Below are 20,346 nucleotides of genomic sequence, written 5' to 3'. Positions count from 1 at the left end.
CTCACCGATCGATGTGAAGGACAGTGTCGCCGACGACCAGGTCGAGCGTGCGGGCGGTTTCCTCGGACAGGATGATCCCCCCGTCTCCATCACGGATGTCCGCCAGCGCGCAGCGAAAATCGGTCAGCCGCCCTGCCGCGACCAACGCCTCGCGGCCGGGCAAGGCGTCGATATCGACGATCACGCTTTCGCGCGCGTCGCGGATCGTGCGGACCTGATCGGTGCGCGCGGTCATCGTCGGGCCGCCGTCGAAGATGTCGATATAATGCTCGAACGCGAAGCCTTCATTCTCCAGCATCCGCATCGCGGCGCGGCCCGACGGGTGGGGCAGGCCGATGGCGGCGCGCGCGGTGTCGGTCAGCATCGCGGTATAGATGGGGTGCTTGGGCATCAGGTCGGCGATGAACTGGTGACCATGGATGGCGTTGAACTGGTCGGCCTCCTGGAAATTCATCCCGAAGAACCGCCCGGCCAACCCGTCCCAGAAGGGCGATCCCCCCGCCTCATCGATCACCCCGCGCAACTCGGCCAGCACGCGGTCGGCAAAGCGCGGACGATTGGCGCGCATGAACAGATAGCGGCTGCGGGCGAGCAGCAAGCCGAGTCCCCCGGCGCGTTCGCCAGGGTGGAGGAACAGCCCGCCGACCTCGCTCGCCCCCTCGAGATCGGTGGCGAGCGACAGCATTTCGGCCCGGAACGTCCGCTCCAGCTCGCGGCTATGCTGGGTCAGGGTGCCGATGCGATAGCTGTAGAAGGGATGTTTCTGCCCGACATGGGTGAAGATCTGGCAGGTGCCGCGAACATCGCCGTTCGACCGGTCCTCCAGCATCAGGACGAACAATTCATCCTTCACCTGACCGTCGCCGTCCCCGGCAAAGGCCTCATGGCTGCGTGCCAGCTTGGCGGTTAGCGCGCTGCGGTCGGGGGGCAGGTTGGTGAAGCCGCCGCCGGTCAGCTTGGCCATTTCATACAAATGGCGAAGGTCGCTATCGACCGCGGGGCGGATGCAAAAACTGCTCATGCGGCACCGATGATGCGCAGGATGGTGAGCGCCGACAAGCCCGCGCGTTCGGGCAGGCTGTCGATCAGCATATATTCGTCCGGAGAATGGATCGCACCGCCGCGCACGCCCATCGTGTCGACGACGGGCACGCCCGCCGCCGCGATGTTGTTTCCGTCGCACACGCCGCCGGTCGCACGCCAGCCGATGGTCAGGCCCAGATCGGCACCGGCGCTTTTCACCGTCTCGAACAGGCGGGCCGCGCCGTCGTCTATGGGCTTGGGTGGGCGGTTGAAGCTGCCGTGCACCTCCACGGCCACGTCGTGCTCGGCGGCAATGCGCTCGGCGATGGCCTTCATCGCGGAGCCGGTGCGATCGATCGCGGCGAGCGCCCGGGGGCGGAAATTGACATGCAGCATCGCCAGATCGGGCACGACATTGTTGGGGCCTCCGCCGTCGATCCGCGCCGGATTGACGGTAATGTCGTCGGCGGCGAGCTGCGACAGCTCCAGCGTGATCCGGGCGGCCGCCACGATGGCGTTGCGCCCCTCCTCCGGGTTGCGGCCCGCATGGGCGCTGCGCCCGCGCACGACGATGGTGAAATTGCCGGTCCCGCCCCGTGCACCTGCCAGCGTCCCGTCCGGCAAAGCAGGCTCATAGGTCAGCGCAGCCACCTTGCCGGTCGCGCACTGCGCGATCAGCGCGGCCGAGGAGGCCGATCCCGTCTCTTCATCCGAATTGATCAGCACGTCATAACCGAGCCGTTCCGCCAGCGGACTGGCCTCCACCGCCGTCAGCGCGGCGAGCAGCACGGCCAGCCCCCCCTTCATGTCCGCGACACCCGGTCCGCCCAGCCGGTTTTCGTCAAGCCGGGTCAGCGTCTGAAAGGGGTGATCGACCGGGTAGACCGTGTCCATATGCCCGGTGAACAGCATCTGGACCGGAGCGTCGGGGCGGACCGACAGGCGCAGGTGGCGACCATGGGGCAGGGCGGCGGGGCGACCATCCGCGCCGATCCGCTCGACCCGCTCGGGCTCGACCAGCATCGGCGTGCCGGGCAGACGACCGAACGTGTCGGCCAGCCGGTCGGCCATGGTCGACAGCCCGGCGAGGTTACGGGTGCCGCTATTGATCGCGGCCCAGTCCTCGACCAGCGACAGCATGGGATAGGCGGCAGCGGACGCCACGGCGTCGCGCTCGATCGTGTTCAGTCTCTCCATGACGATAGCCTAGGCCATGGAAGCGGCAAAGGTGAACCCCGCCCCCGAAATTAGAAGCTGTACACCACCGAGGCGCGCGTGATCGTGTCCGTCGTGCGGCGGCCGATCGGCGGTTCGCTTTCATATTGGACATTGTAGGACAGCGAAGCCGCAAGCGGACCGAACACCTTGGCGTTCAGCGCCGAATTGGTGCTGACCGTGCTGTTGAACCGCTGGAGATAGGCCGACGCGCTCTGGTTGACCGAGATCGCCGGGGTCAGTTTCCAGACGAAGTTCAGGTTGCCGCGCGCCGCCAGCGCACTCTCGATCCGGTTGTCGGTGAACTCGGTGTGCCGGAAGGCCGGGCCGAGTTCGACGTCCAGCGTCATGCGCGGCTTGCGGATGGCGCTGTAACCGGCACCCGCCGAGGCCGAGACACGGTTGAAATAGCCGAGGAACCGATCGCTTTCATATTGCGCGGCGCCGTACACATAGTTGTTGGCGCTCAGCTTGAAGTTGGGTTCGTAGGACGCAACGTAATGCTCGCGGCTCGTGACGTTGAAGCTTTCCTGATAATCGCCCTGAAATCGCAACTTGTGGCGCCATTGGAGCCCCTCGCGGGTCAGGTCGACGATGCCGGTCAGGCCGATATTCTGGCTGTTGCCGGTGGAGGCGAAACCGCCCAGCTCGACGCGGCCATGCCACAGGTCGAAAAAGGTCGCCTCGCGGATCGTCCGGCTGCGGCTCGCGGTCTTTTCGTCACGCCAGACATCGGCCATCGCATCGATCGCATCGGCGGCCTCGGGCACGGCGTTGCGGGCATAGCGCACGACGGTCGTGATGTCGTTCTCGTTACCGCTCGCGATCGCGGCCTCCAGCATCGCGCGAATCTGGGGCGGGATCAGCGCGGGATCGGGGTCGTTCGGCTCGGCATTGGCGAGCAGACCCAGCGCCATGGGGATCAGGAGCAGCCGCTTCGACATGAGGTGCAGCCTTAAACCTTTGCAGGATCGGAGGAAACTGCCTGATCGCTGCCGTGTGCGGCGAAATGGCCGGCGAAGACGACCAGCAGTTCCTCGTACAGCGCCTTCTTGAACGGCACGATCATCGCGGGCAGCGTCGCAGGCTCGGCCCAGCGCCAGGCGCGGAACTCCGGGTGTTCGGTGTCGATGCGGATGTCGGCATCCTCGCCCAGGAAGCGATAGAGGAACCAGTCCTGCCGCTGGCCGCGCCACTTGCCCTTCCAGACCTTGCCGATCATGTCCTCGGGCAAGTCGTAGGTCAGCGCGCGCGGGGCACGGGCGATCAGTTCGACCTTGTCGGCAGTGACCCCGGTTTCCTCGAACAACTCGCGAAGGGCGGCGGTGTCGGCGTCCTCGCCGGGGTCGATCCCGCCCTGCGGCAACTGCCACGCCTCCAGAGTCGAATCGATGCGCTGGCCGACAAAGACGCGGCCGTCGCGGTTCATCAGGATGACGCCCGCGCAGGGGCGATAGGGAAGTTCGGTCATCATCATTGTCCCATCGGGCTGACGCCCTCCGCCTCGACGATCACGGCCTTCAACGCAAGCAGGAAAGCGGAAAGATCGGCAATGCCGGAAGGGATCGCTTTGCGCAGGGTGGCAAAGCCGTGGATCGTCCCCTTGGCCTCCCGAAACGTCACGGGCACGCCCGCACGCGCCAGTGCGGCGGCATAGGCGCGGCCCTGGTCGCGGATCGGATCGCACTCGGCGGTCGTCATGACGGCGGGCGGCATCCCGGCCAGTTCGCCGCGCATCGGTGCGGCACGTATGTCGCTGAGGTCGGCGGCATAACAGGCGACGAACCAGTCGAGCATCGCGCGAGTGAGGAAATGCCCCTCGGCAAAATCGCGCAGCGACGGATGCGCCCGCGCCATGTCCGTGGCTGGATATAGCAGCCCCTGGGCGATGACCGGCGCGTCGGCGGGCCGATCGCGCAGGGCCATGGCGGTGACGGCGGCAAGCGTACCCCCGGCGCTGTCCCCGGCGAGGATCAGGCCGGTCGTATCCGGTTGTGCCGCCAGCCAGCGCGCGGCCGTTTCGCAATCATCGGGCGCGGCGGGCCAGGGATGCTCGGGCGCCAGCCGGTAATCGATCGATACGACCGGCAAGTCGAGCGTGCGTGCGATCTCGGCGGCCAACGGTGCGTGGGTATCGATATCGCCCAGCACGAAACCGCCGCCGTGCAGGAAGAGGACGACCGGCCCGGGGCTCCGGCTTTCGCGAGGATCGAAGCGGCGGGCGGGGATCGGGCCCGCCGGACCCGCGATCGTGAAGCACTGGTCGAGCCTCAGCAGCCCGATCGGCGGATCGGCCAGGTCGCGCGCGGCGCGCATCATCTGGCGGGCGGCCTCGGGCTCCAGATCCTGCTGGGGCGGGCCGGGCAGGCGATTGTAATAGCCCAGGAAGCGGGCGACATCGGCGCGCAGTTCGGTCAGTGGGGCGGGAGCCCTCCTATCGGCGGTCATGGCTTCCTACCTAGGGGCGATGATCCATATCGTCCATCACCCAGCCTATGTCACCGACGCGCCTGCGCGGTCCACCTATCGCTGGGGCAAGAACGGCGCGATCCGCGACCTGTTGCGCGCACAGGGTGATGCGGTGGCATGGACTGAGCCGGATCTGATCCCCCGCGACTGGCTGGAGGCGGTGCACGACCCAGATTACGTCGCCGAGGTTCTGGAGGCGCGGGTGCCGCCGGACAAGACACGCCGGACCGGCTTCCCCATTACCGAACAGGTGGCGTTCCGGGCTCAGGCGGTGCCGGGCGGGACATGGACGGCGGCGATGCTGGCGCTGCGGCACGGCTTTGCCGCGAATACCGCCGGGGGCAGCCATCATGCCCTGGCCAATACCGGCGCGGGCTATTGCGTGTTCAACGACCTGGCGGTGACGGCGGTGCGCCTGGTCGAGGACGGCACGGTGGCCCGTGTGGCGATCGTCGATTGCGACGTGCACCAGGGCGACGGCACGGCGGCGCTGACCGCCGGGCGGCCTGATATCGTCACCTATTCGATCCATGCCGAGAAGAACTTCCCCGCACGCAAGGCACGCTCGACACTGGACGTCGCGCTGCCGGACGGTGTCGACGATGACGGCTATCTCGCCGAACTGTCCGCGACGCTGACGCCGTTCCTCGACGAACATCGCCCCGACATCATCCTGTATCAGGCCGGGGTCGATCCCTTTGTCGACGATCGGCTCGGGCGGCTCTCCTTGACGCAGGCCGGGCTGATCGCGCGGGAGAACATGATCGCCGACATGGCACTGGCGCGGGGCCTGCCGCTCGCCAGTACGGTGGGCGGGGGGTATGGCGACGATGTGATGGCGATCGCCCGGCGGCATGTCGATGCGATCCTGACCTTGGGTGAAAGGCTGTCCCATCGGAACCTGGCGGGGATCGAAGCGTAACGGCTGGATGACCGCATCCCCTACGATCCTGTGGTTCCGCCAGGATCTTCGCCTTCACGATCAACCCGCACTTGTGGCTGCCGCGAACGAGGGACCGGTCATCCCGGTCTATATTCTGGATGACGAGACACCCGGCGACTGGCGCATGGGCGCGGCTCAGCGTTGGTGGCTGCATCACAGCCTGACGTCGCTGGGCAAGGACCTGAAGGATCTCGGCAGTCGCCTGATCCTGCGGCGTGGTTCGGCTGTCGTGACCCTCCGTAAGTTGATGGAGGAGACGGGCGCGACGACGATCCATGCGATCCGTCACTACGAACCCTGGTGGCGGGCCGCCGAAGAAGAACTGGGCGATGCCCTCTGCCTGCAGGACGGCAACCATCTGGCCCGTCCCGAACTGGTGACGACGGGCAGCGGCAAGCCTTTCCGCATCTATTCGGCGTTCTGGAAGGGGTTGCAGGAACATCTTCCCCCCGAACATCCGCTCGATCCGCCGAAGGGGCTGACCGCCCCCGCCCATTGGCCAAAGGGCGAGAAGCTGTCCGACTGGTCACTGTTGCCGGCCAAGCCCGATTGGTCGAAGGGCTTCGACGCGGACTGGGTTCCGGGTGAGGCGAGCGCGCGTGAGCGGATGGACGATTTCGGCGACAAGGCCGCTGCCTATGACACCGCGCGCAACATGCCGTCCGAGGAGGGCAGCTCGCGCCTGTCGCCGCACCTCCATTTCGGGGAAGTCTCGGTCCGAGCCGTCTGGCATTCGCTGAACCGGCGCGGCGATACCGAGACGTTTCGCAAGGAACTGGCGTGGCGGGACTTTACCGATGGCGTCGTGATGGCCTTGCCCGATTATGCCGATCGCAACGGCCGCGAGGCGTTCGACGCCCTGCCATGGCGGACTGGTGCGGAAGCGAAGGCCGATTTGAAGGCATGGCAGACCGGACGCACCGGCTATCCGATCGTCGACGCCGGGATGCGACAGCTCTGGGCGACGGGCTGGATGCATAACCGGGTGCGGATGATCACCGCGTCCTTCCTGATCAAGCACCTGCTGATCGACTGGCGAGAGGGGGAACGCTGGTTCTGGGACTGCCTGATCGACGCCGACTACGGGAATAATGCGGTCAACTGGCAATGGGTCGCGGGGACCGGGATCGATTCCAACATGTTCGGGCGGATCATGGCGCCGCTCAGCCAGTCGGAAAAGTTCGAGGCGGGGGACTATATTCGCGAGTGGGTGCCCGAACTGAAGCATGTGTCCGACGCGGCGATCCACGATCCCGACGAGGCCGGATGTCGGCCGAAAAGCTATCCAGCCAAGATCATCGGCCATCGCGAGGGCCGCGAGCGGGCATTGGCGGCGGCGAAAAAGACGCGGGGATAGTCCGCAGCGTGGCGTTCGACTTCACTCAGTGTGAGCGAGGTCGAACACGAAAGGAAACCGCTACCGCTTCTTTCGGCAGGCATCCGAGCAATAAATCACCTGATCCCAGTCCCGCGCCCATTTCTTGCGCCAGGTGAACGGGCGCCCGCAGGCCGGGCATGTCTTGCTCGGCAGGTTCTGCTTGGCGACGCCGTTCGGCATCAGCGCGGCTCGGCGTCGAGGAAGGCGGCCACGTCGGTCAGGTCCACCGTCTTGTCGAGATAGGTCTGCCCGATCCCACGCGCGAGCAGGAAGGGCAGGGTGCCCGCCGCCATCTTCTTGTCGTGCTTCATATGCTCGACCAACGTCGCGGAGGGCGCATCGATCCCGGCGGCGGCGAGGCCGTCGGGCAGGCCGACGGCGCGGAGATGGGCGGCGACCCGCTCGGCATCCTGCCGCTCGCAAATGCCCTTGCGCACCGAATAGCGGAATGCCAGCGCACAGCCCGCTGCGACCCCCTCTCCGTGAAGCAATCGTTCGGAAAAGCCCGCCTCCGCCTCCAGCGCGTGACCGAAGGTGTGGCCCAGATTGAGCAGCGCGCGGATGCCGTTGGTCTCATGCTCGTCGGCGGCAACGATCCGCGCCTTGGCCGCGACCGAATGGGCGATGGCGTGGACACGCGCATCGGCGTCGCCCGCCAGCAGCGCAGGTGCATTCGCCTCGCACCATTCGAAAAAGGCGAAGTCGTCGATCAGGCCGTACTTCACGACCTCGGCATAACCCGCGCGCACCTGTCGCGCGGGCAGGGTGTCGAGCACGTTCGGGTCGATCAGTACCATGGCAGGCTGATGAAAGGCGCCGATCAGGTTCTTGCCCGCCGAGGTGTTGATCGCCGTCTTGCCGCCGACCGACGAATCGACTTGTGACAGCAAGGTCGTCGGGATCTGGACGAACCGGCAGCCGCGCTTGACGATCGAACAGGCGAAGCCGACCAGATCGCCGATCACCCCGCCGCCCAGTGCGACGACGTGATCCGCGCGCTCGATACCCAGTTCGAGCAGTCGGTCGCAGACATGCTCCAGCATCGCCCAGCTCTTGGTCTTTTCGCCGGGCGGCAGGATGATCGCCTCGCTGGCGACGCCCGCCGCGTCGAGCGCGGCCTGGAGCACGGTCAGATGCGGGCGGACATTCTCGTCCGTCACGATCGCCATGCGCCGTCCGCGTGACAGTGGCGCGAGATATTCGGCGGCGCGGGGCAGCAGCCCGGCCTCGATATGGATGGGGTAGCTGCGGTCGCCGAGCGACACGGTGACGGTCTTCATCGTCCGATGGCTTTCAGGATGGCGTTGACGGTGGCCTCGTGCGGCCCGCGCTTGCTGGAGATATGGATCGGGGCGAGCGCGTAGATCGGGTTGCGGACCGCGGACAGCTCGCGCAGCACCTTCAGCGGGTCCTTGCCGCGCAGGAGCGGGCGGGTGTCGCGCCGCCGGACCCGCTCGGCCAGGACTTCCGGGCTGGCGTTCAGCCAGATGGCGGTGGCCTGTTCCAAGATCAGCGCGCGTGTTTCGTCATTGACGAACGCACCGCCGCCGGTCGCGATCACCTTGGGACGGCCATCGACCAGCCGTGCGATTACCCGGCGTTCGCCGTCGCGGAAATAGGGTTCGCCGAATTGTTCGAAGATTTCCGATACGCTCATGCCGGCGGCTTGCTCGATCGCATGGTCGGCATCGACGAAGGGCACGCGCAACCGATTCGCCAGGCGGCGGCCGACGGTCGACTTGCCCACGCCCATCAGGCCGACGAGCACGATGGGTGACCCGTTCCAGCTTGCATCTACAGGGTTGTGGCTTTGCAACATTGCGCTCTGCGCTATACAGCGGGCGCGCGCCCGGCAACACCGGCCGGGCTTTCACGGGTCCATTATAAGGTTTTGCGTTTCATGTCCCGTATGGTCGTCACGCTCATCGTCCTTCTCGTCATCATCGTCGGGGGCCTGTTCCTGCTCTCGGGCCGGGCGACCGAACGGCCGACCACCCAGGTCGAAAAGGCGGTCTCGCTTGGCAACCTGCAATAAGCGGGGCGGCGCCTTTCGCCACCTGCCCAGGGCCGTCGCGCTCCTGATGGTCGGGGCCGCGGCCATCGCCGCGGCTCAGGATCGCCCCGAATCGCTGCTGCCCCCCGGTTTCGGACAGCCCGCCGCGCAGCCCAGCCCGCGCGGGACGCCACGCAGCGGCGCGACGCCGGTGCGTGCGGCACCCGGCACCACCGCCACGCCTGCGTCCGTGCCGACCCCGGCGCGCGCGGATCCGGTCGGCGCGCTGATCGAATCGCTGTCCACGCCGACACCGTCGCCCACCGTCACGCCGTCGCCCACCCCGACGATGAGCGCGCGCGAGATGGCCGAGTATGAGCTGCCTGCCTCCGCTCGCCGTTCGCTGTCGCTGGTCGGCCCGGCGGGGCCGCGCGAGGGTGCGCTGGACGAGGACGCCTTTGCCGGGGCGGACGGACGTGTCGCCGAGGCCTTGATGCGCCGGCTGTCCGCGCCATTGCCGTCGCGCTGGACCTCGATCCTGTTGCGCCGGACACTGGCCGCCCGCCTGACCACGCCGCGCGGCGTGAACGGCGCGGACTTTGCCGCAGAACGGGCGTGGCTGCTGCTTCGCATGGGTGAGGCGCAGGTTGCGCGCGCCGTGGTGCAGTCGGTCGATACGGCCAATTATACGCCCAAGCTCTATCAGGTCGCGATCAACGCCCTGCTTGCCAGCAGCGACCCGGCCGGGCTCTGCCCGCTGGCCGACCGGGGTGCCGGTGTGACCGGGCTTGGCGGGTATCGCCTGGCGCAGGGCTGGTGCGCGGTGCTGTCGGGCGAGGGTGCACGCGGCGCGGCGCTGGTGCAGCAGGTTCGCCGCCAGCAGGTCGCCGATGCCTTCGACGTGAAGCTCGCCGACAAGCTGATCGGGGCCCGCGCCGGCGGCCGCCGTGCGGTGACGATCGAATGGGGCGATGCCGATCGCCTGACGACCTGGCGCTTCGGCCTGGCGACCGCGACCGGTGTGACGGTGCCGCCGGATTACCTGGCCTATGTCGGGCCGCAGGTGCGCGGTTGGCTGGCGACCTCGCCAGCCGTCGCCATGACCGAGCGCGCGACCGTCGTCGATCAGGCGGCGGCGATGGGCGTCCTGTCCAACGTCGCGCTGGTCGATTTCTACGCGGCGCTGGCCGATGATGATCAGGCCAGTCGCGAACAGGCCCGGATCGGCAATGATCTGCGCAACGCCTACGCCGCGAATGACGAGGGGCAGCGGCTGACGGCGATCCGGTCATTGTGGGGCGATGCCGCGCGCACGCCCTATGCCCGGCTGATCCTGACCGCCCGGGCGGCGGCGCGGCTGCCCGTCGTGGCGGGCGACGATACCGATCGCCTGATCGCATCGATGCTCTCCGCCGGGCTCGATCGCAACGCCGCCAGCTGGCGTGAGAGCGTCAAGAGCGGCAGCGACGGCTGGGCGATGATCACGCTCAGCGATCCGGATCGTCAGGGCGAGGTCGGCTATGACCAGGTCAGCGGCTATGGCGGCGGCGATGCGTATCGGCAGCGCATGTTCTTTGCCGGGCTGGCGGGCCTGGGTCGCCTGTCGCGTGGCGATGTCGAGAAGGGCGCCGAGGCACTCGACGTGCGCGTGGGCCAGCGCAATGCCTGGACCGACGCCCTTGACGAGGCGGTGGCGGTGGAGCGGCCCGGCATGGTCGTGCTGCTCTGCGCGATCGGGATGCAGACCAGCGATTGGCACGGCGTACCACCCCAGGCGCTCTACCGCATCGTGGGAGCGCTTCGTTCCGTCGGGCTGGATGCGGAGGCACGGATGATCGCGGCGGAGGCGATCGCGCGCGCATGACGTCCGACGACGCTGCGCTGCTCGATCGTTTCCTGGAGATGATGGCGGCCGAAGCGGGCGCGGCGGGCAATACGCTCGCCGCCTATCGCTCCGACCTGCGGCTGGCGGGCGAGGCGATGGGCGCGCTGGTGGCGGCGGACGAATCGGCGCTGCGTGGACTGGCCGATGGCTGGAGCCGTTTGGCCCATTCGACGGTGGCTCGAAAATCGGCCGCGCTGCGCCGCTTCTATAGCTTTCTGCACGAAGAAGGCTTGCGCGGCGACGACCCCTCGTCGGTCCTGCCGCGACCGGGGCAGCGACGGGGTCTGCCCAAGATCTTGAGCCATGCCGATATCGACCGGCTGTTCGCGGCCATCGCCGAGCGGACCGGTGCGGCGCATCCGAGCGCTTACGACCTTCGCCTGGCGGCCCTTGTCGAGCTTCTCTACGGCTCGGGCCTGCGTGCAAGCGAACTCGTCGCCCTCCCGCGCGGCGCGGTGCATCCCGACCGGCCTTTCCTGATCCTGAAGGGCAAGGGTGGCGTCGAGCGGATGGTCCCCATCTCCGACCGGGCGCGTGCGGCGGTCGCGGCGTGGCGCGTCTGCGTGCCGGTGGAGGCGGCATGGCTGTTTCCCGGCGGCAAGAAGCATCTGACCCGCATCCGCCTGTATCAGCTGGTCAAGGCGCTGGCGGCGGAGGCGGGCATTCCGCCGGACCGGGTCAGCCCGCATGTCCTGCGCCATGCCTTTGCCACGCACCTGCTGGGCGGCGGCGCCGATCTGCGCGCCGTGCAGGCGATGCTGGGCCATGCCGATATCGCCACGACCGAGATCTACACCCATGTCGAGGCGGCAAAGCTGGTCGAACTCGTCAATGCCCGCCACCCGCTCGTTGATTTTCGGACAAAGCGCCCTTAGGCGCTAGGCCCATGTCAACGACCTTCCTCGATTTCGAGAAACCGATCGCCGAGCTCCAGAGCCGGATCGACGAACTGCGCGACACCACCGCCGAAGGGACGGTGGATATCGGCGCGGAGATCGCCAAGCTGCAGGCCAAGTCGGACAAGCTGCTGCGCGACACCTTCGCCCGGCTGACCCCATGGCAGAAGACGCAGGTTGCGCGCCATCCGCAACGCCCGCATTTCAAGCATTATGTGGCCGGGCTGTTCGAAGAGTTCGTGCCGCTGGCGGGCGACCGAGCGTTCGGTGACGACCAGGCTATCATGGGCGGCTTCGCGCAGTTCCGTGGCCAGCGCGTCATGGTGCTGGGCCATGAAAAGGGCGAGGATACCGCCAGCCGCCTGCGGCACAATTTCGGCATGGGCAAGCCCGAGGGCTATCGCAAGGCGATTCGCTTGGTCGAGCTGGCCGATCGCTTCGGCCTGCCCATCGTGACGCTGGTCGACACCTCCGGCGCGTTTCCGGGCATCCAGGCCGAAGAGCGCGGTCAGGCCGAAGCCATTGCGCGTTCGACCGAAGCCTGTCTGGCGGCGGGCGTACCGGTCGTCTCGGCGATCGTCGGCGAGGGCGGCTCGGGCGGCGCGGTGGCGCTGGCGGCCGGTAACCGCGTCCTGATGTTCGAGCACGCGGTCTATTCGGTGATCTCGCCGGAGGGCTGCGCCTCGATCCTGTGGCGGACCGCCGACAAGGCGGCCGAAGCGGCCGAGGCGATGCGGGTCACGGCGCAGGATCTGAAGAGCTTCGGCGTGATCGACACGATCGTTCCCGAGCCGGTCGGTGGCGCGCATCGCGATCACGCGGGTGCCATCGCCAATCTGGGCGACGCCGTCGAGAAGGCGCTGAGTGACCTGAGCGGCCTCGGCCGTGACGAACTGAAGCGCGGTCGTGCCGCCAAGTTCTTGGCGATGGGCCGCCTGTAGTAAACAGTCGGGGCTGTTGGCGAATTTGGCCAACAGCCCCGACGGATTGCTCAACTGCCAGCACAATTAGCCGGTTGGGTTTGCGAGCTTGTTGGTAATATTGGTGAACGTAGTGTTGAGCTGCGTGCCCAACCCGCTCATGGCGGTGATAGCGGCGACCGCAATCAGAGCTGCGATTAGGCCATATTCGATCGCCGTAGCGCCTTTGCGGTTTCTTAGCGTCGTGCAGATCATCTTCATGCCAGTCTCCAGACGATAGCCGGATCCCATGGTGTAGCGGGGCTGCGAACATGCAACAGCGTGGGCGCAGTTACGGCATCCGGCTAAAGGGTAGATTACGGACGCCTTGCGGCAGTCGCGTCGCAAATCTGGCTACAGGCGAACAGGTGGCGATCATTCGCCACCTGTTACGTATCTGATTAGCCAGTGGGGTTTGCGAGCTTGGTCTTGATGTTGGTGAAGGAAGTGTTCAACTGCGTGCCGAGGCTGGACATCGCACCAATCGCGGCGACCGCAATCAGGGCAGCGATCAGGCCATATTCGATCGCCGTCGCGCCCTTGTTGTCCTTCACCATCTTGCGAAGCGTCTTCATTCCGGTCTCCGTTGATTGCAATGCGTGGTCGATCACCCGGCTGAGCCGGAGCGCCGGATCAGCTTCGGGCTGGTATGCCGCTGCACTGGTTGACGAAGGCTTAAAGTTTTAGGTTCGCTGGAGAAAAACCTAGCCGGTTGCCCGCTGGAGATGATCGGCGATGGTGGTCATCAGATTTTGAAGGCCGCCACTGACCGCGGACAGGCCGACGAATATGGTCAGCATGACCGCAACTAGGATCAGGCCATATTCCACAGCCGACGCACCACGCGTATCGGCGCAGACATGTCGCAGGTCGCGGATGGCCTTCGGCATTTTCATGACGCAAACGACATAATCGAAAAAGGGTTAACAAATGGTCGATCAGTCGGACTCCGCCATCGCAAAGCTGTTTCCCGTCGTCGCGGCGGCGCTGGTCGACGAACATGGCCGTGTCCTCTTGCAGCAGCGTCCGGCTGGCAAGGCATTGGCGGGACTATGGGAGTTTCCCGGCGGCAAGCTTGAACCCGGTGAGAGTCCGGAGGAAGCGCTGGTGCGTGAGCTGCACGAGGAGTTGGCGATCACGGTCGATCGAGAGGCGCTGGAGCCAGCCGGGTTCGCGACCGAAGTCCTGCCGGGGCGCCATCTGCTCCTGCTGCTCTACGTCGTTCGGGCGTGGCGGGGCGTGCCGGTCGCGCTGGAGGCGGACGGGCTGACCTGGTGCGAACCGGCGGCGATGAGCGCATGGCCCATGCCGCCCGCCGACGGGCCGCTCGTCCGCCAGTTGCGCGCCTATCTGGCGGACAGCACAAGCTCGGTCGGCACGTCCGACAGGGGGACGGTGTAACCGCCGCGCTCCGGCATGCCCCGGTCGGGGCGATAGGCCCGGCCGTTCGGCGTGGTCGTCTCCACGAACAGTCGCGCGTTCGAGGTGCCGGTGGTCGCCGGGTCGAGCGTGACACGCACCGTAACGCTGGCCGGATCATAATCGACGCCGGCGATCTTGCCCGCCTCCAGCGTCAGCCACAGGCCCGCCGGAGCGATGAACAGGCGTGACCGGGCCCCATCGCGCGGGACCACGCGAATGCGCCCTCCGGCTTGTGACACATTGCCGCCATAGCTGAGCCAGCCGAGCGCCGGATCGTTCACCACATAGGTCGCGGCGGCATAGGCGTGACCGAAAAAGCCCATGCCATAGTCGCCGCTATACGGGTCCCACTCCATCTTGTCGGGCCAGCTGTGGAAGGCGGCGGACGACGCGCCCTGCTGGTCGATATTGGTAATTCCCCCGAGAAGCCCACCATAGGCGACCCGCAGCAAGTGCATGTCGCTGGGCTTGCGACGGAAGGCATCGAACAGTGGAATGGCGTTCAGGGTCGATCCGTAATGATGGATCTGCCGCTCCAGTCGGGGATATTTGCCGCCGTACAGGAAATCCCAATAGCGCCGGGCATTGCCGTTATACCCCCAATGCGGGATCGACGGATCATAGCCGAGTATGACCTCGCGCGTGACGTCCGCCTGCGGGCCGTATCCGAAATAGCGCATCCAGGCATAGACCTCCGCCTGGCCGGTCGAGTCCCACGCCATCTCGCTGCCGAACGGATATTTCAGGGTGCGCCAGTGATCCGCACGGCCCTTCATCAGCCGCTCGATCTCGGCGGCCTTGGCGGTCCAGCCCTCGCGCTTCAGGTCGGTCAGGATATCGATGAAGACATCCCCCTCCATCAGGCCGAACTGCGCATAATGCGGTGCGTCGCGCATCATCGCGATGATCGTCTGGTAGGCGTGATCCAGATACCAGTCCCAGGCGTGGATCTTCGTCATACCGGGATGATTGCGCGCGACCCGATACAGAACCCAATGTCCCGCCGCGACATGCGGGTAGTTATAGGCACGCCCCAGATCGTCGGCCTGATCCTTTTTCCAGGAGGTCCAGCTCTGCCAGTCCTTGGCGGGCTGATACAGATTGGGGAAGGCGGCCGGGTCGTAATAGAACAGGCTCTTCTTCACCCCGCCCGCATGGGGCCCTTCGGCCACCTGCAGGCGGCCGACGATGGTCTTGTCGACCAGCTGCTCGATCCGGGCGATTTCCTGCGCATCCGGATTGTCGAGCTGTTTCATGACCGCCGCGACCCAGCTGCCCGCGCCCCCTTCGTCGCTCATGCCCGAAATCCAGACGCGCGGGTCGGCGGTGACGACTTGTCCTGCTTCCCGGTCATAGGTCAGGATCGCGGGTGACCGACCGAAGGGATCGCCCTTGCCCTCGAACCACTGATTGGTCGTCGAGAAGCGCCCCAGATCCGCCATCGTTCGCTCGAGCGGCTTGGTGATGAAATACTGGACCGTCTGGACGCTGCCGTCGGCATAGGACAGCGTCAGGCGGGCACGGCCCCACTGCCTGCCGCGTACCGACAATCGGCTCCAGCCCGGCCGGCCCGGCTGCCGCGATACGTCCAGCGCCCCCGCCGGATAGCTGGCGATGCCGGTGATCGCCGTGGGAGCATGGACGAACAGCGTGGCATCGAGGTCGGTCGGCACGACATAGCCGGGCACGCCGACGACGACCGGCCGCTTTTGCGCCATGAGCGTCGGCTCGATCGCGCGAATGCTGGGCGCGGTGACCAGCCGCAGCCCGATCGTGCGGTGCTCGCCCGGCGCCAGGGTGAAGCTGGTCGGGTCATTCCACGGCTTGCCCGCCTTCGCCCAATCGGTCTGGGCATAGGCCTCACTGGCGACCATCCAGTCGTAAAAGCCTTCCGACGTCTGCGCACGCGGGCTGGCCTCGACGATTACACCCTGACCCTTGGTCTCGCGCAGGGTCGGGATGGGGACATAGGCCTCCAGCGGGGTCGCGCGTTCCGGCAGGACCAGCAGGGCGGGGCCCGCGCCGTTCAGTCGCGTGACCTGCACATAACCCGCATCGCGGCCGATATAGGGATCGGCAAAGCTCGCCTGCGCATGGGCCTGTTCCAGCGTGCGGTCGGTGATGATGTTGTCGAACACCATCGGGATGCCCAGGCCGCCAATCTCGACGGGTTGGGACGAGGTGTTGGTCAGGGTAAAGCGGAGGACCGGCGCTCCCCGGTCGTTCACCCATTCCCGAACGATCCGCAGCGGCAGGCCCGATCCCATCGACGCAGTGATGTCGGCGGAGGCCAGGACGGAACCGCGCGCGGACAGCGCGCGAACCGGCCGCCGATCCCGCGACGAGGAATAGTCGCGCCATGCGCCCGCTCCGGTGCGCAGCCGGACGTGAATATCGCCAAGATGGTTGTAACCATTGCCCGCCCGCTCCTTGGCACGGCCCACGGGCAGGAAATCGAAGCCCGGCGTCGCGACCGGCGACAGGCTGCGCGCTGTCTGGCTGGTGGGGTCGAGCCGCAGGCGGAATGCGCCGACCTGCATATCGGAGGCGGCGCGACCTGTGGCGGCAGGAGGCACTTTGGTCTTTCCCGCGTCAGCCGGTCCATGGGCACCAGCCATCATCGGCAGCATGGCGACCGATAGCGGCAGCAGGTGGATCAATCGGTAACGCATCGCAAGAACCCCCTTTTGACGGGCCGTCAGGTCGCACCCGCATTGCGATTGACCCCCTCCCGGTCGGTCGATATTAGTATACAGTATTAGCAGGAGGGCAAGATGGTGCGCACCAACAGACGCGAATGGATGCGGGGAGCGGCCGGTCTGGCCATGGTGGGCGTCGCGCCCAAGGCGATCGCAGCGGGCTCGTCGACGCTGCCCGACAAGGCCGAGCCGCTGCCGCTCTCGGCCATTCGCCTGCGCCCGTCCATCTATGCGACCGCGGTCGAGACGAACCGGCGCTACCTCTATCGTCTGAGTGCTGATCGGCTTCTCCACAATTTCCGGGTCTATGCCGGGTTGGAGGCCAAGGCGCCGATCTATGGCGGCTGGGAAAGCGATACGATCGCCGGGCATACGCTGGGCCACTATATGTCGGCGCTGGTGCTGACGTGGCAGCAGACCGGCGATACCGAAATGCGTCGCCGCGCCGACTATATCGTCGGCGAATTGGCGGAGGCCCAGGCCAAGCGCGGCACCGGCTATGTCGGTGCGCTGGGGCGCAAGCGCGCCGATGGCAAGGTGGTCGACGGGGAGGAAATCTTTCCCGAGATCATGGCGGGCAAGATCAAGTCGGGGGGCTTCGACCTCAACGGGTCCTGGTCGCCGCTCTATACGGTGCACAAGCTGTTTGCCGGGCTGCTCGACATTCATGGCGGTTGGGGCAATGCGCAGGCGCTGGACGTGGCGGTTCGGCTGGGCGGTTACTTCGCGCGCGTGTTCGCCGCGTTGGACGATGCGCAGATGCAGACCGTGCTGGGCTGCGAATATGGCGGCCTGAACGAGAGTTTTGCCGAGTTGTATCAGCGGACCGGCGATCGCCAGTGGCTGACGCTGGCGGAGCGTATCTATGACCGCAAGGTGCTCGATCCGCTGGTCGCGGGCGAGGACAAGCTGGCGAATTTCCATGCCAATACGCAGGTGCCCAAGCTGATTGGCCTGGCGCGTCTGCACGAGATCACCGGCAAGCCGGAACCGGCGAAGGGGGCGGCCTTTTTCTGGGAAACGGTGACCGGCCATCACAGCTATGTCATCGGCGGCAATGCCGACCGCGAGTATTTCTCCGCACCCGATACCATCGCCCGCCACGTCACCGACCAGACGTGCGAGCATTGCAACACCTATAACATGATGAAGCTGACCCGGCATCTTTACGGGTGGAAGCCGGACGGGCGACTGTTCGACTATTATGAACGCGCCCATCTGAACCATGTGATGGCGGCGCAGCATCCCGAGAATGGCGGCTTCACCTATATGACGCCGTTGATGTCGGGCGCGGCGCGCAGCTTTTCCACGCCGCAGGACGACGCGTTCTGGTGCTGCGTCGGCTCGGGGATGGAGGCGCATGCCAAGCATGGCGAGTCCATCTTCTGGCAGGGCGGCGAAACCCTGTTCGTCAATCTGTACATCCCGTCGGAGGCGCGGTGGGAAAAGCGCGGCGCGCTGGTCACGCTCGACACCGCCTATCCGATGGACGGGGCGAGCACGGTAACGTTCGCGCATCTCGCGCGGCCGGGACGCTTCCCGGTGGCGTTGCGCGTGCCGGGCTGGGCGAACGGAAACGCGGTGGTCGAGGTCAATGGCCAGGCGATCGCGCCGGTAATGGAGCGTGGTTATGCCGTGGTCGACCGGCGGTGGAAGGCGGGCGATACGCTCGTCATCCGCCTGCCGCTCGACTTGCGGACCGAAGCGGCACCGGGGGATGATACGGTCGTGGCCGTCCTGCGCGGACCGATGGTGATGGCCGCCGATCTCGGCCCTGCCGCCACGCCATGGGACGCGCCCGATCCGGCGATGGTCGGGGCGAACCCGGTCGCGGCATTCACTCCGATGCAGGGGGGCGCGATCCGCTACGCGGTCGGCGATGCCTTCCGGCCGAAGGGGCTTGGGTTCGTGCCCTTTTTCGCTCAATATGAACGACGTAGCGCCGTCTATTTCAAGCGTTTCACCGAGGCGGGGTGGAAAGCGGAGGAGGTCAGCTATCTGGCCGAGCAGGCGAAGGCCCGCGACATCGCGGCGCGATCGGTCGATGTCATGTATCTGGGCGAAATGCAGCCCGAGCGCGATCACGCACTGACCTCGGACATTTCCTATCCGGTATCCTATCTGGGCAAGCAGGGGCGCGATGCGCGGTCGGGCGGCTATTTCGAATTCACCATGGCGGTGCGACCCGGTCCGCTGATCCTCCAGGCCACCTATTGGGGCGAGGAGCGGGCACGCGACTTCGACATATTGGTCGACAATGTAAAGATTGCGACGCAACATCTTGAAAATGATAAGCCGGGCAAGTTCTTCACCGTCGAATATGCGCTGCCCGAGCCGTTGATGAAGGGCAAGAAATCCGTGCGTATCCGGGTGGTGCCGCATGATCGCAGCACCGCCGGGCCGATCTTCGGCATGCGCCTGTTTACTGCGAAGAAGGACCCGGTCGCATGAGCGGCGTGCATCTCTCGCTCAACGAACTCCGGAATCTCGCCCGCGCCAAGCTGATCGGCGCGGGGCTGGCCGTGCCGCATGCCGAGGCGGTGGCCGAGACGATGGTGGCGGGTGAGCGCGACGGTTGCGCATCGCATGGCATCTATCGGCTGCTCGTTGCGGTCTCCAGCATCAACAAGGGCGTGGTCGTGCCCGATGCCGAGCCGGTCCTGTCCGAACCCGCCCGCGCGCTGGTCCGGGTCGATGGTGGCGGCGGCTTTGCCCAGCTGGCGTTCCAGACGGGGAAGCCGATGCTGATCGAGAAGGCCCGCGCCAACGGGATTGCGGCGCTGGCGCTCAACAATGTCGTCCACTTCGCTGCGCTATGGCCCGAGGTCGAGGAACTGGCCGAGGCCGGACTGGTCGCGCTGGCCTTTACGCCCAGCCATGCCTGGGTCGCTCCGTCGGGCGGGGCACAGCCGGTATTCGGCACCAATCCCATCGCCTTTGGCTGGCCGCGCCCCGACGGGCCGCCCTTCGTCTTCGATTTTGCCACTAGCATGGTCGCGCGCGGCGAGATCGAGTTGCACCGGCGCGCGGGCAAGGCCGTGCCGGAGGACTGGGGCGTCGACGCCGAGGGTCATGCGACCACCGACCCGGCCGAGGTGCTGTCAGGGGCCATGCGGACCTTTGGCGGGCATAAGGGATCGGCGCTTGCCGCGATGGTCGAACTGCTCGCCGGGCCGCTGATCGGGGACATGACAAGCCGCGAGTCGATCGCGTGGGATGCGGGGCGGGGCGGTTCGCCATTGGGCGGCGAACTGATCATCGCGATCGATCCCAAGGGCTTCCTCGGCGACCTGCTGCCAGAGCACCAAGAACGCGCGGAGGCGATGTTCGGGGCGATCACGGGGCAGGGGGCCAGGTTGCCGTCCGCCCGGCGTTATGCCGCGCGTGCGGTTTCGCTGGTCGAAGGGGTCACGATCGCGCCCGATCTGTACCGCGATGTGATGGCGTTGAACGGTTGAGCAAGG

The 20,346-nt window shown here is 66.6% G+C and carries 21 protein-coding genes; 9 read left to right on the top strand and 12 right to left on the bottom strand.

What is annotated here, in order from left to right:
• Window position 1: 1 nt before the first annotated feature.
• From astA to SOM26_RS02335, 5 genes are read right to left on the bottom strand one after another with little or no spacing between them, the layout of a single operon-like run.
• Window positions 2-1,021: an arginine N-succinyltransferase gene (gene astA / locus SOM26_RS02355; protein ID WP_320451114.1), complete on the bottom strand. Its 1,020-nt coding sequence runs from the start codon at window positions 1,019-1,021 to the stop codon at window positions 2-4.
• A complete protein-coding gene (locus SOM26_RS02350) occupies window positions 1,018-2,220 on the bottom strand; it encodes a hydrolase (RefSeq protein WP_320451113.1) in 1,203 nt (400 codons plus the stop codon). Before SOM26_RS02350 ends, astA begins: the two co-directional genes overlap by 4 nt.
• 50 nt (window positions 2,221-2,270) lie before the next feature.
• Window positions 2,271-3,182, bottom strand: coding sequence for a DUF481 domain-containing protein (locus SOM26_RS02345; protein WP_320451112.1), 912 nt, complete (start codon window positions 3,180-3,182; stop codon window positions 2,271-2,273).
• Between the two features lie 11 nt (window positions 3,183-3,193).
• On the bottom strand, window positions 3,194-3,709 hold the full coding sequence (locus SOM26_RS02340) for an RNA pyrophosphohydrolase (protein WP_320451277.1): 516 nt from the start codon (window positions 3,707-3,709) through the stop codon (window positions 3,194-3,196).
• A gap of 2 nt (window positions 3,710-3,711) precedes the next feature.
• Window positions 3,712-4,686 carry an alpha/beta hydrolase gene (locus tag SOM26_RS02335; RefSeq protein WP_320451111.1) on the bottom strand — a complete coding sequence of 325 codons (975 nt, stop codon included), beginning with the start codon at window positions 4,684-4,686 and terminating at the stop codon, window positions 3,712-3,714.
• 19 nt (window positions 4,687-4,705) lie between these two features.
• Here SOM26_RS02335 and SOM26_RS02330 point away from each other — a divergent pair, with 19 nt between their 5' ends.
• Entirely contained in the window at window positions 4,706-5,629 is a 924-nt protein-coding gene (locus tag SOM26_RS02330) for a histone deacetylase family protein (protein WP_320451110.1), read from the top strand.
• 7 nt (window positions 5,630-5,636) lie between these two features.
• Complete coding sequence (locus SOM26_RS02325; RefSeq protein WP_320451109.1) at window positions 5,637-7,007, top strand: cryptochrome/photolyase family protein; 1,371 nt, start codon at window positions 5,637-5,639, stop codon at window positions 7,005-7,007.
• 60 nt (window positions 7,008-7,067) lie between these two features.
• Here the strand turns inward: SOM26_RS02325 and SOM26_RS02320 are convergent, their stop codons facing one another.
• Genes SOM26_RS02320 through SOM26_RS02310 form a run of 3 tightly spaced genes read right to left on the bottom strand, consistent with a single transcriptional unit; the run spans window position 7,068 to window position 8,847 of the window.
• Complete coding sequence (locus SOM26_RS02320; RefSeq protein ID WP_320451108.1) at window positions 7,068-7,208, bottom strand: DUF2256 domain-containing protein; 141 nt, start codon at window positions 7,206-7,208, stop codon at window positions 7,068-7,070.
• Window positions 7,208-8,308 carry a 3-dehydroquinate synthase gene (gene aroB / locus SOM26_RS02315; protein WP_320451107.1) on the bottom strand — a complete coding sequence of 367 codons (1,101 nt, stop codon included), beginning with the start codon at window positions 8,306-8,308 and terminating at the stop codon, window positions 7,208-7,210. Before aroB ends, SOM26_RS02320 begins: the two co-directional genes overlap by 1 nt.
• The gene (locus tag SOM26_RS02310; protein WP_320451106.1) at window positions 8,305-8,847 is read right to left on the bottom strand and encodes a shikimate kinase; all 543 of its coding nucleotides are present in this window, start codon (window positions 8,845-8,847) and stop codon (window positions 8,305-8,307) included. Before SOM26_RS02310 ends, aroB begins: the two co-directional genes overlap by 4 nt.
• 81 nt (window positions 8,848-8,928) lie before the next feature.
• Here SOM26_RS02310 and SOM26_RS02305 point away from each other — a divergent pair, with 81 nt between their 5' ends.
• Genes SOM26_RS02305 through SOM26_RS02290 form a run of 4 tightly spaced genes read left to right on the top strand, consistent with a single transcriptional unit; the run spans window position 8,929 to window position 12,743 of the window.
• Window positions 8,929-9,063, top strand: a complete 135-nt coding sequence (locus SOM26_RS02305) for a hypothetical protein (RefSeq protein ID WP_320451105.1) — start codon at window positions 8,929-8,931, stop codon at window positions 9,061-9,063.
• A complete protein-coding gene (locus SOM26_RS02300; protein WP_320451104.1) occupies window positions 9,047-10,885 on the top strand; it encodes a hypothetical protein in 1,839 nt (612 codons plus the stop codon). The genes SOM26_RS02305 and SOM26_RS02300 overlap by 17 nt, the downstream gene beginning before the upstream one ends.
• Window positions 10,882-11,781 carry a tyrosine-type recombinase/integrase gene (locus SOM26_RS02295; RefSeq protein WP_320451103.1) on the top strand — a complete coding sequence of 300 codons (900 nt, stop codon included), beginning with the start codon at window positions 10,882-10,884 and terminating at the stop codon, window positions 11,779-11,781. The genes SOM26_RS02300 and SOM26_RS02295 overlap by 4 nt, the downstream gene beginning before the upstream one ends.
• Window positions 11,782-11,792: 11 nt before the next feature.
• Window positions 11,793-12,743, top strand: a complete 951-nt coding sequence (locus tag SOM26_RS02290) for an acetyl-CoA carboxylase carboxyltransferase subunit alpha (RefSeq protein ID WP_320451102.1) — start codon at window positions 11,793-11,795, stop codon at window positions 12,741-12,743.
• A gap of 66 nt (window positions 12,744-12,809) precedes the next feature.
• On the opposite strand, the gene SOM26_RS02285 is transcribed toward SOM26_RS02290, so the two are convergent.
• The 3 genes from SOM26_RS02285 to SOM26_RS02275 form a co-directional block, all read right to left on the bottom strand.
• Entirely contained in the window at window positions 12,810-12,983 is a 174-nt protein-coding gene (locus SOM26_RS02285; RefSeq protein ID WP_320451101.1) for a Flp family type IVb pilin, read from the bottom strand.
• A 179-nt stretch (window positions 12,984-13,162) separates the two neighbouring features.
• Entirely contained in the window at window positions 13,163-13,336 is a 174-nt protein-coding gene (locus SOM26_RS02280) for a Flp family type IVb pilin (protein WP_320451100.1), read from the bottom strand.
• A gap of 129 nt (window positions 13,337-13,465) precedes the next feature.
• On the bottom strand, window positions 13,466-13,651 hold the full coding sequence (locus tag SOM26_RS02275) for a Flp family type IVb pilin (RefSeq protein ID WP_320451099.1): 186 nt from the start codon (window positions 13,649-13,651) through the stop codon (window positions 13,466-13,468).
• A 40-nt stretch (window positions 13,652-13,691) separates the two neighbouring features.
• Between SOM26_RS02275 and SOM26_RS02270 the strand changes: the two genes are divergently transcribed.
• Complete coding sequence (locus tag SOM26_RS02270) at window positions 13,692-14,162, top strand: (deoxy)nucleoside triphosphate pyrophosphohydrolase (RefSeq protein ID WP_320451098.1); 471 nt, start codon at window positions 13,692-13,694, stop codon at window positions 14,160-14,162.
• On the opposite strand, the gene SOM26_RS02265 is transcribed toward SOM26_RS02270, so the two are convergent.
• Window positions 14,108-16,855, bottom strand: a complete 2,748-nt coding sequence (locus SOM26_RS02265; RefSeq protein WP_320451097.1) for a DUF5695 domain-containing protein — start codon at window positions 16,853-16,855, stop codon at window positions 14,108-14,110. The two genes, SOM26_RS02270 and SOM26_RS02265, sit on opposite strands and share 55 nt — an antisense overlap.
• 102 nt (window positions 16,856-16,957) lie before the next feature.
• Between SOM26_RS02265 and SOM26_RS02260 the strand changes: the two genes are divergently transcribed.
• Together SOM26_RS02260 and SOM26_RS02255 are read left to right on the top strand one after the other, a co-directional pair.
• Window positions 16,958-19,333 (top strand): beta-L-arabinofuranosidase domain-containing protein, encoded by a 2,376-nt coding sequence (locus SOM26_RS02260; RefSeq protein WP_320451096.1) that lies wholly within the window; start codon window positions 16,958-16,960, stop codon window positions 19,331-19,333.
• Entirely contained in the window at window positions 19,330-20,340 is a 1,011-nt protein-coding gene (locus SOM26_RS02255; protein WP_320451095.1) for an Ldh family oxidoreductase, read from the top strand. The genes SOM26_RS02260 and SOM26_RS02255 overlap by 4 nt, the downstream gene beginning before the upstream one ends.
• Window positions 20,341-20,346 lie beyond the last annotated feature (6 nt).

Origin of the sequence: Sphingomonas sp. CFBP8993 (genome assembly GCF_034044895.1) — a bacterium.
Classification (GTDB): Bacteria; Pseudomonadota; Alphaproteobacteria; order Sphingomonadales; family Sphingomonadaceae; genus Sphingomonas.
Note: the sequence above shows the minus strand (reverse complement) of the source record. Positions and strands in the feature narration are given on the sequence as shown.

Bases quoted from the DNA above. Each gene is read 5' to 3' on its own strand.
- astA (WP_320451114.1), bottom strand. From the start codon at position 1,021: ATGAGCAGTTTTTGCATCCGCCCCGCGGTCGATAGCGACCTTCGCCAT.
- SOM26_RS02350 (WP_320451113.1), bottom strand. From the start codon at position 2,220: ATGGAGAGACTGAACACGATCGAGCGCGACGCCGTGGCGTCCGCTGCC.
- SOM26_RS02345 (WP_320451112.1), bottom strand. From the start codon at position 3,182: ATGTCGAAGCGGCTGCTCCTGATCCCCATGGCGCTGGGTCTGCTCGCC.
- SOM26_RS02340 (WP_320451277.1), bottom strand. From the start codon at position 3,709: ATGACCGAACTTCCCTATCGCCCCTGCGCGGGCGTCATCCTGATGAAC.
- SOM26_RS02335 (WP_320451111.1), bottom strand. From the start codon at position 4,686: ATGACCGCCGATAGGAGGGCTCCCGCCCCACTGACCGAACTGCGCGCC.
- SOM26_RS02330 (WP_320451110.1), top strand. From the start codon at position 4,706: ATGATCCATATCGTCCATCACCCAGCCTATGTCACCGACGCGCCTGCG.
- SOM26_RS02325 (WP_320451109.1), top strand. From the start codon at position 5,637: ATGACCGCATCCCCTACGATCCTGTGGTTCCGCCAGGATCTTCGCCTT.
- SOM26_RS02320 (WP_320451108.1), bottom strand. From the start codon at position 7,208: ATGCCGAACGGCGTCGCCAAGCAGAACCTGCCGAGCAAGACATGCCCG.
- aroB (WP_320451107.1), bottom strand. From the start codon at position 8,308: ATGAAGACCGTCACCGTGTCGCTCGGCGACCGCAGCTACCCCATCCAT.
- SOM26_RS02310 (WP_320451106.1), bottom strand. From the start codon at position 8,847: ATGTTGCAAAGCCACAACCCTGTAGATGCAAGCTGGAACGGGTCACCC.
- SOM26_RS02305 (WP_320451105.1), top strand. From the start codon at position 8,929: ATGTCCCGTATGGTCGTCACGCTCATCGTCCTTCTCGTCATCATCGTC.
- SOM26_RS02295 (WP_320451103.1), top strand. From the start codon at position 10,882: ATGACGTCCGACGACGCTGCGCTGCTCGATCGTTTCCTGGAGATGATG.
- SOM26_RS02290 (WP_320451102.1), top strand. From the start codon at position 11,793: ATGTCAACGACCTTCCTCGATTTCGAGAAACCGATCGCCGAGCTCCAG.
- SOM26_RS02285 (WP_320451101.1), bottom strand. From the start codon at position 12,983: ATGAAGATGATCTGCACGACGCTAAGAAACCGCAAAGGCGCTACGGCG.
- SOM26_RS02280 (WP_320451100.1), bottom strand. From the start codon at position 13,336: ATGAAGACGCTTCGCAAGATGGTGAAGGACAACAAGGGCGCGACGGCG.
- SOM26_RS02275 (WP_320451099.1), bottom strand. From the start codon at position 13,651: ATGCCGAAGGCCATCCGCGACCTGCGACATGTCTGCGCCGATACGCGT.
- SOM26_RS02270 (WP_320451098.1), top strand. From the start codon at position 13,692: ATGGTCGATCAGTCGGACTCCGCCATCGCAAAGCTGTTTCCCGTCGTC.
- SOM26_RS02265 (WP_320451097.1), bottom strand. From the start codon at position 16,855: ATGCGTTACCGATTGATCCACCTGCTGCCGCTATCGGTCGCCATGCTG.
- SOM26_RS02260 (WP_320451096.1), top strand. From the start codon at position 16,958: ATGGTGCGCACCAACAGACGCGAATGGATGCGGGGAGCGGCCGGTCTG.
- SOM26_RS02255 (WP_320451095.1), top strand. From the start codon at position 19,330: ATGAGCGGCGTGCATCTCTCGCTCAACGAACTCCGGAATCTCGCCCGC.